The 12,690-nt window shown below is 70.4% G+C and carries 15 protein-coding genes; 8 read left to right on the top strand and 7 right to left on the bottom strand.

Going from position 1 to position 12,690, the window contains the following annotated elements; all coding sequences use genetic code 11:
- Positions 1-348 precede the first annotated feature (348 nt).
- Both VET29_RS08290 and VET29_RS08285 read left to right on the top strand, forming a co-directional pair.
- The gene (locus tag VET29_RS08290; protein ID WP_324916975.1) at positions 349-558 is read left to right on the top strand and encodes a hypothetical protein; all 210 of its coding nucleotides are present in this window, start codon (positions 349-351) and stop codon (positions 556-558) included.
- The gene (locus VET29_RS08285; RefSeq protein ID WP_324916972.1) at positions 551-1,582 is read left to right on the top strand and encodes an endonuclease/exonuclease/phosphatase family protein; all 1,032 of its coding nucleotides are present in this window, start codon (positions 551-553) and stop codon (positions 1,580-1,582) included. Before VET29_RS08290 ends, VET29_RS08285 begins: the two co-directional genes overlap by 8 nt.
- A 49-nt stretch (positions 1,583-1,631) precedes the next feature.
- Here the strand turns inward: VET29_RS08285 and VET29_RS08280 are convergent, their stop codons facing one another.
- Entirely contained in the window at positions 1,632-3,083 is a 1,452-nt protein-coding gene (locus tag VET29_RS08280) for a M1 family metallopeptidase (RefSeq protein ID WP_324916968.1), read from the bottom strand.
- Between the two features lie 76 nt (positions 3,084-3,159).
- Here VET29_RS08280 and VET29_RS08275 point away from each other — a divergent pair, with 76 nt between their 5' ends.
- On the top strand, positions 3,160-3,906 hold the full coding sequence (locus tag VET29_RS08275; protein WP_414636461.1) for an alpha/beta fold hydrolase: 747 nt from the start codon (positions 3,160-3,162) through the stop codon (positions 3,904-3,906).
- Here the strand turns inward: VET29_RS08275 and VET29_RS08270 are convergent.
- The 5 genes from VET29_RS08270 to VET29_RS08250 all read right to left on the bottom strand — a co-directional run bounded on the left by VET29_RS08270 (position 3,903) and on the right by VET29_RS08250 (position 7,337).
- On the bottom strand, positions 3,903-4,244 hold the full coding sequence (locus VET29_RS08270) for a hypothetical protein (protein WP_324916962.1): 342 nt from the start codon (positions 4,242-4,244) through the stop codon (positions 3,903-3,905). The genes VET29_RS08275 and VET29_RS08270 overlap by 4 nt on opposite strands.
- On the bottom strand, positions 4,241-4,756 hold the full coding sequence (locus tag VET29_RS08265) for a 2'-5' RNA ligase family protein (RefSeq protein WP_324916959.1): 516 nt from the start codon (positions 4,754-4,756) through the stop codon (positions 4,241-4,243). The genes VET29_RS08270 and VET29_RS08265 overlap by 4 nt, the downstream gene beginning before the upstream one ends.
- A 13-nt stretch (positions 4,757-4,769) precedes the next feature.
- Positions 4,770-5,756, bottom strand: a complete 987-nt coding sequence (locus VET29_RS08260) for an N-acetylmuramoyl-L-alanine amidase (protein ID WP_324916956.1) — start codon at positions 5,754-5,756, stop codon at positions 4,770-4,772.
- A gap of 162 nt (positions 5,757-5,918) precedes the next feature.
- Positions 5,919-6,794 carry an A/G-specific adenine glycosylase gene (locus tag VET29_RS08255; RefSeq protein ID WP_324916953.1) on the bottom strand — a complete coding sequence of 292 codons (876 nt, stop codon included), beginning with the start codon at positions 6,792-6,794 and terminating at the stop codon, positions 5,919-5,921.
- Between the two features lie 51 nt (positions 6,795-6,845).
- On the bottom strand, positions 6,846-7,337 hold the full coding sequence (locus VET29_RS08250) for a carbonic anhydrase (protein WP_324917033.1): 492 nt from the start codon (positions 7,335-7,337) through the stop codon (positions 6,846-6,848).
- A gap of 198 nt (positions 7,338-7,535) precedes the next feature.
- On the opposite strand from VET29_RS08250, the gene VET29_RS08245 reads away from it, so the two are divergent.
- Together VET29_RS08245 and VET29_RS08240 are read left to right on the top strand one after the other, a co-directional pair.
- Positions 7,536-8,237, top strand: a complete 702-nt coding sequence (locus tag VET29_RS08245) for a hypothetical protein (RefSeq protein ID WP_324916949.1) — start codon at positions 7,536-7,538, stop codon at positions 8,235-8,237.
- A 366-nt stretch (positions 8,238-8,603) separates the two neighbouring features.
- The gene (locus tag VET29_RS08240) at positions 8,604-8,810 is read left to right on the top strand and encodes a hypothetical protein (protein ID WP_324916946.1); all 207 of its coding nucleotides are present in this window, start codon (positions 8,604-8,606) and stop codon (positions 8,808-8,810) included.
- A gap of 14 nt (positions 8,811-8,824) precedes the next feature.
- On the opposite strand, the gene VET29_RS08235 is transcribed toward VET29_RS08240, so the two are convergent.
- Positions 8,825-9,925, bottom strand: coding sequence for a LacI family DNA-binding transcriptional regulator (locus VET29_RS08235; RefSeq protein WP_324916943.1), 1,101 nt, complete (start codon positions 9,923-9,925; stop codon positions 8,825-8,827).
- A gap of 192 nt (positions 9,926-10,117) precedes the next feature.
- On the opposite strand from VET29_RS08235, the gene VET29_RS08230 reads away from it, so the two are divergent.
- From VET29_RS08230 to VET29_RS08220, 3 genes are read left to right on the top strand one after another with little or no spacing between them, the layout of a single operon-like run.
- Positions 10,118-10,987, top strand: a complete 870-nt coding sequence (locus VET29_RS08230) for a metal ABC transporter solute-binding protein, Zn/Mn family (RefSeq protein ID WP_324916940.1) — start codon at positions 10,118-10,120, stop codon at positions 10,985-10,987.
- On the top strand, positions 10,942-11,796 hold the full coding sequence (locus VET29_RS08225; protein WP_324916935.1) for a metal ABC transporter ATP-binding protein: 855 nt from the start codon (positions 10,942-10,944) through the stop codon (positions 11,794-11,796). The genes VET29_RS08230 and VET29_RS08225 overlap by 46 nt, the downstream gene beginning before the upstream one ends.
- Complete coding sequence (locus VET29_RS08220) at positions 11,797-12,675, top strand: metal ABC transporter permease (RefSeq protein WP_324916932.1); 879 nt, start codon at positions 11,797-11,799, stop codon at positions 12,673-12,675.
- Positions 12,676-12,690 lie beyond the last annotated feature (15 nt).

Genomic DNA, 12,690 nt, shown 5'->3' with positions numbered 1-12,690 from the left:
TGATCAAGAAATTGTGGCTGCGCGAATGTGTGCCATGCGGCTCCGGTTTACGCCCTGGTGGCGGCGGAACTTCTGGCCCCCGCGATGTGCTCCGTGCGTAACGCGGACCGCGGCGAACCGAGGGCGGCCGAGGGGCCGGTCAACGCCACCGGCCGAGCCGAGCCGTGAGCCCCGCCGCGGCCGGCGCGTGAACCCGCCACAGCCCTCCCAGCCAGCCGAAATCTCCGGCAGTCCACAGGGTTGTCCACAGCCCGGAAGGTTGTCCACAGTCGTGTTGGGGATAACTCAGGTGCCCGACACCGGCCAAACCAGGGGCGCGGGGTGACCATCTTCGGGCAAGCTGTGGTCATGGGCCTTGAGGACGACCCCTTCGACTGGCAGGTGACCAAGAGCGGCCAGCTGCTCGTCTCCCGCGGCGGCCGTGTCGTCACGACCGTGCGCGGCCAGGCCGCCGCCAGGCTTCAGGCCCGTCTCGACCAGGCCACCGGCGACCAGGCCCAGCACCTCCTCGCGCGCGCCACCGGCAACTACAAACGCGGCAACGAGCGTCATGGTTAGGTGGACCGAGGCCCCGGCGGAACCAACCTACGACGTCGACGAGCCCGGCGACCTCGACGAGCCGCGGCGGCCGCGGCGCGGCTCGGTCACCGCCCTGCTCGCGCTCCTCACCCTCCTCTTCCTCGCGTACGGCGTCGCGCGGGTCATCGGCCTCGACGACCTCGTGGACCTCGCCTTCGTCGCCGGGGCCATGGCGCTCACGCCGTACGTCATCGCCGGGTGTCTGGTGCTCGCCGTCGTCACCTTCGTGCTCCGGCGACGCATGCTCGCGCTCGTCGTCCTCGTCGTCGCGCTGTCGCTCGGCGTACTGCTCGGCCCCCGCGTCCTGTCGGAGGAGCAACCTCAGGCCACCGGGACGCGCCTGCGGATCATGGCCGCCAACCTCTACGTCGGCAGGGCCGACGCCCGCACGATCGTCAACCTCGTGCGGCAGCAGCAGGTCGACATTCTCACCATGCCGGAGCTGACACCACTCGAAGTGTCCGCTCTGGACGATGCGGGCCTCGCGGAGTTGTTGCCGTACCGCGTCTTCGACGCCCGGCCCGGCGGCGACGGCACCGGGCTCGCCGCGAACGTGCCGCTGCGCCAGGTGATCGTCATGTCGGAAACCACGTTCTCGCAACCGACCGTCAAGGTCGAACTCCCCGGCCGCGACGACATCCAGCTGACCGCCGTGCATGTCCAACCGCCACTGTACGACGAGGACGTCCGCACCTGGCGCACCGAGCTGGCCGGCCTGCCCAAGGCGGCCCCGGAGGACCGCGTCAGCATCCTCGCCGGCGACTTCAACGCCACCTTCGACCACGCCGCCTTCCGCAACCTGATCGACCGCGGCTACGCCGACGCCGCCGAGCAGACCGGCAACGGTCTCGACGCCACCTGGTCGTCGCTGCCGACCGGCCCACCGCTGACGATCGACCACATCGTCGTCGACGACCGTTGTGCCATCAGCAGTTACGCCGTCTACGGCCTGCCGGGCAGCGACCACAACGCGATCATCGCCGAGGTCGTCCTCCCGCAGTGACCGTGCCCCAACGGATCGCCGCGGACCGTCTGTCCATCATGGACGATCCTCACTTGCGTAGCGGGCCCGGGTAGAGGTAGTCGTCCGGTGGCTGGGTGCCGTCGTGGAACCAGGCCTTGAAGAAGCCGGTCAGGTCCTTGCCCGCCGTCTCCTGGGCGAACTTCTCGAACTCCGGCCACGACGCGTTGCCGTCCTTGTGCTTGGCCGGCCATTCCTTCAGCACCCGGTTGAAGGCGTCCTCGCCGATCAGCCGGCGCAGCGCGTGCAGCGCGAGCGGGCCCTTCTCGTAGACGGCCGTGAACTCGTTGCCCGGCCCCATGTCGTAGAGCTTTCCCGACCACAGCCGGTCCGTGCCGCGGGCCACCTGCTGACGGTATTCGTCGTCGAGGTTCACGCCGTTCTTCGCCTCGTCCCACAGCCAGGACGCGTAGCTCGCGAAGCACTCGTTCAGGCAGATGTCCTTCCACTGGTCCACCGAGACCGAGTCGCCGTACCACTGGTGCGCGTTCTCGTGCACCACCACGGACTCCTCAGCCCACGAGGCGTAGATCGGCCGCGTCTGGGTCTCCAGTGAGAAGCCGATGTTCTCGTTGATGTAGATGCCGCCGGCCGCGGACTGCGGGTACGGGCCGAACTTCGACGCGAGGAACTCGATGATCTCCGGGAGCCGCGCCTCGACCGACCTCTTGTCCTCGGCACCCGGCGCGTAGGCACTCACGATCGGTGTCCCGCCGGGCAGTGTCGACCGGTCGAACGTCCACTTGTCGATGCCCACCGTCGTCAGGTAGGTCGCGATCCGGTTCGGCTCGGTCCAGTGGAACGTGGTCCAGCCGTCGCCGCCGGGCGTCGGCGCGGCCTCGACGCCGTTCGAGATCACGCTCCAGCCGTCCGGCACGCGGGCGTCCAGCTTGAACGTCGCCTTGTCCTTCGGGGTGTCGTTCACCGGGTACCAGGCGCTCGCCGAGTGGGGCTCACCGGCCGCGAACGCGCCGCCGGACGACGACAGCTGCCACCCGTTCTCGCCGAGGTTGCCCTCCTCCGCCGACTCCGGGACGCCCGAGTACCGCACCCGGGTCTCGAACGACGTGCCGGACGCCACCGGCGCCGCGGGCTTGATCACCAGCTCGTGTTCACCGGAGCGGCTGACCTTCGCCTCCTTGCCGCCGACGGTGACCGAGGAGACGTCGAGCCCCTGCAGGTCCAGGTTGAACTCGGCCAGCTCCGCCGTGGCCTTGGCCGTCACCTGGGTGTCGCCCGTCAGCTCCTTCGACGAGGGGTCGTAGCTGATCCGCACGTGGTAGGCCGTGACGTCGTATCCGCCGTTGCCGTCGGTCGGGTAGTACGGATCCCCGGCACCGTCCGCCGACGGCGCCGCCGACTCCGCGGGCTTCTCGCCCGTCGTACTGGCTCCGGAGCTCCGCGACCGCGACACACTGCACGCGGTGAGGCTGACCGCGGCCAGCGTGAGACAGACCGCGCGCACGGCCGTGCGGTTACGCATGTCAACAACCCCACTCTCGTCTAACCCCGGACATAATGGCCGACCAGATGTGATGCGCGGGTGTATTACATGCATTGTGATCGAATTCGGCGGCGAGGGCGGCGGCATCCTCCTGTTGCACGGGCTCATGGGCCGCGCCACCACCTGGTGGTCCACCGCGCGCTGGCTGACCAGGTACGGGCGGGTCGTCGGCCTCGACGCACGCGGGCACGGCCGCAGCCAGCACCGCGGCGGCGGCTGGCGCACGGAGGACTTCGTCGACGACGCCGCGCGGGTTCTCGCCGAGCTGGGCCCGTCGGTCGTGATCGGCCACTCCATGGGTGGCCTGCACGCCTGGTGCCTCGCCGCCACGCACCCGGACCTGGTCCAGGCCGTCGTGGTCGAGGACATCGCACCCGACCAGCGCGGCAAGACCGTCGACCCGTGGCGGCCGCACTTCGCGTCGTGGCCGGTGCCCTTCCGCTCGCTCGCGCACGTCCGTGCGTTCTTCGGCCCGCTCGGCGACTACTTCACCGAGTGCATGGTCGAACGGGACGACGGCTACCACCTGATCTCCGACCTCGAGGACCTGTACGAGATCGCGAACGAGTGGGGCCGCCGCGACTACTGGCCGTTCGTCGAGCGGGTCCGCTGCCCCATGCTCGCCATCGAGGCCGAGCACAGCGCGATGCCGCCCGGCCAGATGGCCGAGCTGCCGGCACGCGCCGGGGGACCGGTGCGCCACCTTGTCGTGCAGGGCGCGGGCCACGTCGTCCACCACGACCAACCCGACGTCTACCGGGGCGCGGTCGAGGCGTTCCTGTCCGAGGTGCGTGATCGTTAGCGTCGGCGGTCGCGCATCGAGCGCGGCAGGTCCATCGGGGTCGGCTCGGCGGGCGGCGTCTCCCGGTAGCCGGGGATCGTCGGCTGCGACGGGTTGGTGCGGACCATGAACGAGCCGCCGAACTCCTCGTCCTCCTCGACCGGCGCCGGCCGGCGGCGAGGCGACTGGGGCGGCGGTTCCGGGGGGCCCTGCTCGGCGTCGGGTGCGTCGACCTCGTCCGCCGCCTCGGACATCGCGGCATAGCGGGCATAGAGCGCGCGCCCAGCGACCGTCAACGTCTCGGACCTGCGGAGCTCCTCGATCAGGGTGTCCCGAACCTGCCGCAGCTCTTCGTTCATGTCCCCTCCAGCAGATCGCGCAGGACGTCCGCCTCGCCCGTCTGGGTGTCGACGACCACGATCTCGGTAATGCTTGCCCTGATCGACCCTACCGGGTACAGGGCGGCGAAGCCCGTGGTCATCTGGGCCGGCTCGAGACCCTCGGCGAGCGTGCAGTGCGGGACCCACGATCCCGGCAGGTAGTAGGCGGCCGGCTGCTTCACCCGTTTGGCGAGCACGTCGTGCACGGCCGAGTGCACGGCAAGCAGTTCGGTGTCCACCACCGCGGTCAGCACGAGCGTGCCGTCGAAGGCGGCGAGCGTCGACAGCCACAGCGCGGGGATCGACAGCAGCCGCAGATCCTCCCGCAACGCCTTTCGCGTGGCGGCAGGGATGGACTGAGCCGCCGCGAACATCACGTGCGGGCGCCGTCGTGCGGGGCCTGGCACGCCGGCTTCGGAAAGCCTGCGCCACAGCCCACGCACGGCGGCGTCCGCCTCGCCGTCGAAGAAGAACTCCAGCGTCTGCGCCACGGGCGCAGGTTAGTCAGGCGAGCAGGTCCTGCCAGGCCGGGGTGTCGATCACCCGGTCGGCCGCGAACCCCTCGCGCCGCGCGGACATCAGCACCTGCGCGGCCCGGCCCGCCTCACCCGTGTCACCCGCACGCACCGTGCTGACGAGCAGCGGCCACATCCCCGCGCCGGCGTACCCGCTCTCGTCTGCCGTCCGGCTGGCGTAGCAGGGCTCGTACGCGACTCCGTTCCGCTTGGCCAGGTCCCGGACGGCCGCGGTGGTCGCGGGCCCGAACTGGCCGTCCGCCGCGACGGCCACCCCGCGTGCCCGCAGGAGGTGTTGCAGCGCAAGGACCTTCTCGCCACTCTCGCCAGGCTTCAGCAGCGGCCAGGACCGCACGTCCGCGGCGGGCGAGGTGCCGATGGCCGCCGCCACGGCACTTCTGAGCTCCGGCAGTCGTCCATAGAGGACGGTCCCGGGGCATTCGGTCGAGTTGAAGTCCCGGTGCCCGCGGATGAGGCTGGGCGAGATCCCGTACTGCTGTGCGATGTACGCGACCAGCTGCACGAGCGAGTCCCACAGTTTCTGCGGCACGTTGACCGAGGTGTAGAGCCCCTCGTTCTCGATGCCGATGAGCTCGCTGTTGTGGTTGGCCACGTTGGCGCCCTGGACGTGCCTGGTGCCCTGGTCGAGGATCTCGACGCTGCGGTGCCGGCCCTCGGTGACGAACCCGCCGCGGCTGTTGGTCAGCTGCTGTCCGGAGTCGATCCAGCCGCGGCCGTCCATGTGGAAGTTCTGGATACCCCGCGAGATCGCGAAGGCGTGCGCCAGCGAGTAGTCGGTGGAGTTACCACCGGCGGTGTGGTGCACGACGATGTAGGTCGGTTTGTGGTTCTCGACGGTGATGGTGCCGTTCGGCTGGCGGGCGCCCCACTCGGCGCATGTGTAGATACGTGGCCGGGCCACTCTTCTGACCTCGCCGACGGCGACGGGTGCCGCCGTGGCACCCAGTGCGCCCATCGCTGCCACGGTGAAGCCGCCCCGAAAAAGGGCACGGCGGGATACGGCCATCTCGATCTCCCTCGACAAGGGGCCTTCCGGCCCAGATCGCTGGCTGGCTGACTCGACGGTAGTGGCGCGGATACGCCAAGACAAGAGTTCCCCAATTGCCAGTGAATTCGGTTAGTGATCACCCGGCAGTGCGAAGCGGCCGTCGGCGGTCTGCTCGACCAGCCCGTCGACCAGCAGCGAGTCGAGGCATCGGTCCCGCTGGCCCGCGTCGGACCACACGATGTCGAGCCGTGACTTGGGGACGGGGACGGACGTGTCCCGCAGGACGTCGAGCAGGAGCCCACGCACCTGACGGTCGGTGCCGGCGAACTTCTGCACGGGTTTGGCCGGTCCGGCGTACGCGGGACGGCCATTGTGCTGCCAGGCGCAGGCGTCGAAGATCGGGCAGTCCGCGCAGCGCGGGTTGCGCACGGTGCAGATGGTCTGGCCGAGCTCCATCAGCGCGGCGGACATCTGGGCCGCGAGCTCGTCGTCGCCGGGAAGGAGTTTCTCGGTGTCGGCGAGGTCCCGCGTGGTCGAGGCGGGTCCTGCGTCACCGGCGCCGTGCACCGCACGAGCGACCACCCGGCGGACGTTGGTGTCGACGACCGGGCACCGCCTGCGGTACGCGAACGCCGCCACGGCACGGGCGGTGTACGCGCCAATGCCGGGCAGCGCCAGCAACGTGTCCACATCGGACGGCACGATGTCATTGTGCTCGCGGGCGATCACTTCCGCAGCCTCACGCAGCCGAAGCGCGCGACGCGGGTAACCGAGCTTGCCCCACATGCGAAGCACGTCGGCGGGCGTGGCGGCGGCGAGATCCGAGGGCCTGGGCCAGCGCGCCATCCACTCGAGCCAGGACGGCTCGACCCGCGCGACGGGGGTCTGCTGGAGCATGATCTCGCTGACCAGCACACCCCACGCCGAGGTGTCCGGCGCCCGCCAGGGCAGGGGCCGGGCCCACTCGGCGAACCAGTCGGTCAGCACGCGGACATCGAGGCTCATCGCCGCAAGATGCTAGCCCGCCGCCACCGCCCGGTTCGCCACGGTGCGGGACTAGCTGACCTCGGTGAGCTCGGCGGTCGCCACGTCGTAGACGAAGCCGCGCACGTTGTCCCGGTGTGGCACGAACGGGCTGCGCCGCACGCGTTCCACCGACTGCCGCACGCTGTCCTTGACCTCGCGGAACGCCTCGATGGCCCACGGCGGGCGGAGCTTGGTGTCGCGCTCGATCTCGTCCTTGAACTCGTCGTCGGTGATCGTCGCCAGCCCGCACGAGGTGTGCTGCATGACGATGACCTCGCGGGTCTGCAGCTTGCGTTGGCTGATGGCGAGCGAGCGGATGATGTCGTCGGTGACGACCCCGCCCGCGTTGCGCATGATGTGCACTTCGCCGTGCCGGAGTCCGAACACGTCGAAGACCTTGATGCGTGCGTCCATACACGTGACCACGGCGAGGTGCAGGGACGGGACCGGTGTCGGAACCTCGGGCGCGCCGTGGTCCACCCCGATCGCGTGCCGGTGCAGCAGCTCGTCGATAGCGGTCATGGTCAGCTCCCGTTCCATGACGTGACAGTGCCGTCGACCTCTGGATTCCCGCTCGACCTCCAATTGGAGCAAGTATCACCCGGCCGTGGCAACGTGTTGTCCGACACCACGATTGGTGCCACTACCAGCGGAAATATCCCCCGATCGGGTCTATGGAAGATCCAAGAGGACCTGATATCGCGGGTCTACCGTCGGCTCATGATCGATCCCAACGGTCCGCTGCCGCCGTCCGTGTACTGGCGGCGCCGCGCTGTCGCGGCCGTTGCGCTGGTGTTCGCGGTGGCACTGCTGGCCTGGATCGTCGGCGGTCTCGTGGCCGCCGACGACCAGCATCCGGTGCGGAGCGCGGTGAGACCGCCGACGAGCGCGCGGCATACGACGTCGGCGCGGACGTCGCCCCCGTCGTCGAGCCCCGGCCCCGGGGTGCCGAGCGGTTCGGTGACGGCGAGTCCGAAGCCCGTCGAGAGCCCGGTAGGACCGACCCCGGCACCGCCGCCGGCCGGCCCACCGGCCCCGTGCCCGGACGCGGTCCTGAAGGTGGCGGCGGCACCGGGCGCGCCGTCGTACCCGGTGGGCACCCGGCCGCTCCTTCGGCTGCTGGTCGTGAACGGCGGGCCCGTCCCGTGCACGCGGGACGTCAGCCGAAACCTGCGGGAGATCTTCGTGCTGGCCCAGGACGGCACGCGGCTGTGGTCGAGCAATGACTGCTACGGGCCGCCGGAACAGGACGTGCGCGTGCTGCCGGCCGGCCAGCCGGTGGAGTTCACGGTGCACTGGGCGGGTCGCACGTCCGCGCCGGGCTGCCCCCTGGCCCGCAGGGCGGTGACGGCCGGGACCTACCAGGTGGTGGGCCGGCTCGGCGGTCTCGTGGGCCCGCCGGCCCCGCTCGCCCTGACCTGACGGACCGCTTGCCCACGGAAACCGCGCGGGTCGTCCGGTGCGGATGCCGTGCCATCATGGCCGTCATGACGATCTGCCGAAAGGCCGATGCCGCGTAAGCGGCCCGGCGCGATCCGCGCCGTACGACGACTCGAGGAACGCCGTCCGCCCGAGTGGGCCTACGAACTCGGGCGTATCGACCGCCTGTCACTCGATGTGAGCGCCGCGGTTCACCTCGCCGAGAGTCGCGGCCATGGTTACGAGATCCAGCCTGGCCGTACCGCGCAACTCCTGCGCAGCTATCGCGCGTTCCTTCGTGGACCTGGCTCGGGGTTGAGGCTCGTCGCGTCGCGGTGCCCATCCTGTCCCGGCTGTCAGTACGAGGACGTGGCGGTGGTGCGGGACGGGTTGCAGGCCGTCGTGTGCGGCGTGCCGCCTCGGACCGGGATCGAGCTGCGACGGTTGCTGGCCAGGCTCGACGCCGAGTTCCGGCGTCGCACGCTGCCGGACCCCGATCCGAACCGCGTGACGGACTGGCGGGGGATGCCGTACCCCTGGTGGCACCGGCGGCTGTACGAGGGTGGCTGGCAGTGAGCCTGTCCCTCGTGTCAGGGACCGAACCAGCGCTCCTCCGTGGTCCGGGGCGGTGCCGACGTCTCGCCGAACACGAGCTCCGTGTCCAGGGTGATGTTTCGTGGACGGCTGTGCTCCGCGGCGCCCAGCAGCAGCTTCCCCGCCGCGCGCCCCTTCTCCAGCACCGGCTGCCGGATCGTCGTCAGCCCGACCCGTTCCGCCTCGGCGATCCCGTCGAACCCGGTCACCGTCAGGTCCTGCGGCACCCGCAGCCCACGCTTCTTCGCCTCGGTCAGCGCCCCCAGCGCCAGGATGTCCGACGTGCAGATCAGTGCCGTGACCTCGGGGTTCGCGTCCAGCAGCTGCGCGGCCGCCGACGACCCCGAAACGATCGAGTGGTCGAACCGCTCCACCACCGGCACGCGCGCCCAGTCCACGCCGACGCCCTCGAACGACTCCGCCAGTGCGGTCAACCGCGCCCGCTGCACGTGGAAATGCGCCGTCCGCTGCCGCGACACCGAGGCGAACCCGTCGTTGCGGTCACGCGCCAGCCTCATGCACAGCACGCCGATGTTCCGGTGCCCCAGGGTGATCAGCCGCCCGGCCAGCTCCGTGATGGCCGCGTGGTCGTCGATGCCGACCAGGTCGACGCCCTCGACGCGGGGCTGGTCGCACACCACGGTCGGCACCGGCCTGGACAGCACCGCCGCCAGGTGCGGGTCGTCGTCGGGCACCGAGTACACGACGAAACCGTCGACCCCGGCGCTGTGCACGGCCGTGACGTCCTCGCGCTCGGGGTTCACCGGCACCAGGTGCAGCCCCTGACCCGCGCCCTCACACGCCAGCGCCAGCCCCTCCAGGAACCCGAGCGCCGCCGGGTCACGGAACGCGTACGACAGGTTCTCGGTCAGGAGCAGCCCCACCGCCCCCGCCTTGCGGGTCCGCAGCGACCGCGCCACGGGGTCCGGACCGGGGTAACCCAACCGCCGCGCGGTCTCCAGCACCCGCCTACGCAGCTCGGGAGAGAGCTGGTCGGGTCGGTTGTAGGCGTTGGACACGGTGGTCCGGGACACGCCGAGCTCCGCGGCCAGCGACGCCAGTGTCGCAGGCCGGCGAACATGCATTGACCGCGCCATGTGCTGACCGTAACGGTTCAGAAGCACCAGCAGAAGGCCGCCGGCACACGTCATGTTCACCGCATGGGGTGAGACATCGCACCCAGTCGGATGAAGGCCGTTGGATTTGGAGTCGTATAGTCGACGAGTAGTAGTCGAAAACGGTTTTCATCACCTATAGCGTGACATGCATATGTGGTTCGGAGGCTCGTCATGAGAAGCGCCCTTCCCGTCGCGGTCGCCGCGGTCGCCCTGGTCGCGGCAGGCTGCGCCGGCGGGTCGAACGCGGCCGCGGACGGGAAGATCACCGTCGTCGCGTCCACGAACGTCTGGGGAAGCGTCGCCGCGGCCGTCGGCGGCCAGGACGTCAGCGTCAAGTCCCTGATCAACGACCCGTCCGGGGATCCGCACTCCTACCAGGACAAACCCGAGGACGCGACCCTGCTGACCGACGCCAGGCTCATCCTGTACAACGGCGGCGGCTACGACGACTTCTTCACCAAGCTCGCCAAGGCGGCCGGCACGGACGCCAGGCAGGTCAACGCCTACGACGTCTCCGGTCACCCACAGGGGGAGAACGAGCACGTCTGGTACGAGCTGGCCACGGTCAGGAAGGTCGCCGACAAGGTCGCGACCGAGCTCGGCGCCATCGACCCGTCCAACAAGGACACCTACGCCGGCAACGCGAAGGCCTTCGACGCCAAGCTCGACGCGCTCGCCACCAGGGCCGCGGCGATACCGGACGGCAAGGTCGTGTCCACCGAGCCCGTCGCGCACTACCTGCTCGACACCGCCGGCATTGCCGACGTCACCCCGCCGGAGTTCTCCGAGGCTATCGAGGAGGAGACCGACCCGCCGGTGATCGCGGTCGCCGACACCACCGACCTGATCACGAAGAAGCGGGTCGTCGCGCTGGTCAACAACGACCAGACCGAGACGAACGTCACCAACCAGCTCATCTCCGCCGCCAGGACCGCCGGAGTACCGGTCGTGGACGTGAGTGAGACGTTGCCACCGGGCGTGACCGACTACGTTGAATGGATGACCAAGGAAGTCGACTCGCTGGCGGGCGCGGTGTCGTGAGCGGACTTCCTGCGGTCTCCCTCCGGGACGCCACGCTCGGCTACGGCGACCGGATCCTGTGGTCCGGTCTCGACCTGGACATCGAGCGCGGCGAGTTCGTCGTCGTGCTGGGCCCCAACGGATCCGGCAAGACCAGCCTGCTGCGAGTGCTGCTCGGGCTGCAGCCGCTGACCTCCGGCACCGTGCGGATCGCCGGTGAGCCGCCGGGCCGCGGCAACCGCCGCATCGGCTACATCCCCCAGCAACGCGCCATCGACGCCCCGCTCCGGGGCCGCGACCTCGTGGGACTGGGCCTGGACGGGCACCGCTGGGGGACCGGCGTCTCCCGGATCCGCGAGCGGCGCCAGAAGGTCGACCAGGCCCTCGCGGACGTGGGCGCCGCGGCGTTCGCGAAGGCGCCCGTCGCGCAGCTCTCCGGCGGCGAGCAGCAGCGGCTGCGGGTGGCGCAGGCACTGGTCAGCGACCCCGAGGTGCTGCTGTGCGACGAGCCCCTGCTGTCGCTCGACCTCGCCAACCAGCGGGTGGTCAGCTCGCTGATCGACCGCAGGCGGCGCAGCGCCGACACCGCGGTCCTGTTCGTGACACACGAGATCAACCCGGTCCTGCCGCTGGTCGACCGTGTCCTGTACCTGGTGGACGGTCGCTTCCGCGTGGGAAGTCCCGGCGAGGTGATGAACTCCGAGACGCTGTCCGAGCTGTACCGCGCGAAGATCGACGTCGTGCGGGTGCGGGGACAGATCCACGTGGTGGGCGCGCAGAGCGCGGTGTGTGAGGACCAGCCGCACCACCTGCACGAGGAGCCGGCGTAGATGGACAAGCTCTTCGACTGGGACCTCTACGGCAAGCTGTTCGCGCTGCCGTACGTCCAGGCCGCGCTGGTCGCCGCGGGCATCCTCGGCCTGGTCGCCGGCGTGCTCGGGCCACTGATCGTCAGCCGCAACATGGCGTTCGCCGTGCACGGCACCAGCGAGCTGTCGTTCACCGGCGGCGCGGCGGCGCTGCTCCTGGGCGCCGAGGTCGGCCACGGTGCGCTCGCCGGTGCCATCGTCGCCGCCCTGGTGCTGGGCCTGCTGTCCCGGCGCAGCTCGGAGCACGACTCGGTGATCGGCGCGGTGCTCTCGTTCGGGCTCGGCGTCGGCGTGCTGCTGCTGTGGTTCTATCCGGGCCGCGCGTCGAACAAGTTCGGCCTGCTGGTCGGGCAGATCGTCGGGGTGGACTTCGCGTCGATCGCGTTGCTGGCGATCTGCGGGGTCGCCGTGCTGCTCGTGCTGCTGGTGATCTACCGGCCGCTGCTGTTCGCGTCGGTGGACCCGGAGGTGGCGAAGGCCCGCGGGGTCCCGGTCGGACTGCTGGCGGTGATCTTCGCGGTCCTGGTGGGCGTGGCGACGGCACTGGGCGTGCAGACGGTCGGCGCACTGCTGGTACTGGCGTTGATGATCACTCCGGCCGCCGCCGCGGCCCGGGTCACGGCCAGCCCGCTGCGCGCCACGGTGCTGGCGGTGATCTTCGCGGAGACGGCCGCGCTCGGGGGCTTCGTGCTGTCGTTGGCGCCCGGGGCGCCGGTGAGCGCGTTCGTCACCGGCATCTCGTTCCTGATCTACCTGATCTGCTGGACGGTCGGCAGGCTGCGTGGCCGGGTGGCCACCGCCGCGCCGCCGGGGGTCACCGGACCCGTGGTGGCCCGGTGACCCGGCGGGCCACCC

The organism is Actinophytocola sp. (assembly GCF_035634895.1).
Lineage (GTDB): Bacteria > Actinomycetota > Actinomycetes > Mycobacteriales > Pseudonocardiaceae > Actinophytocola.
The sequence above is the reverse complement of the archived record's forward strand: the minus strand, read 5'-3'. Positions and strand labels throughout refer to the sequence as shown.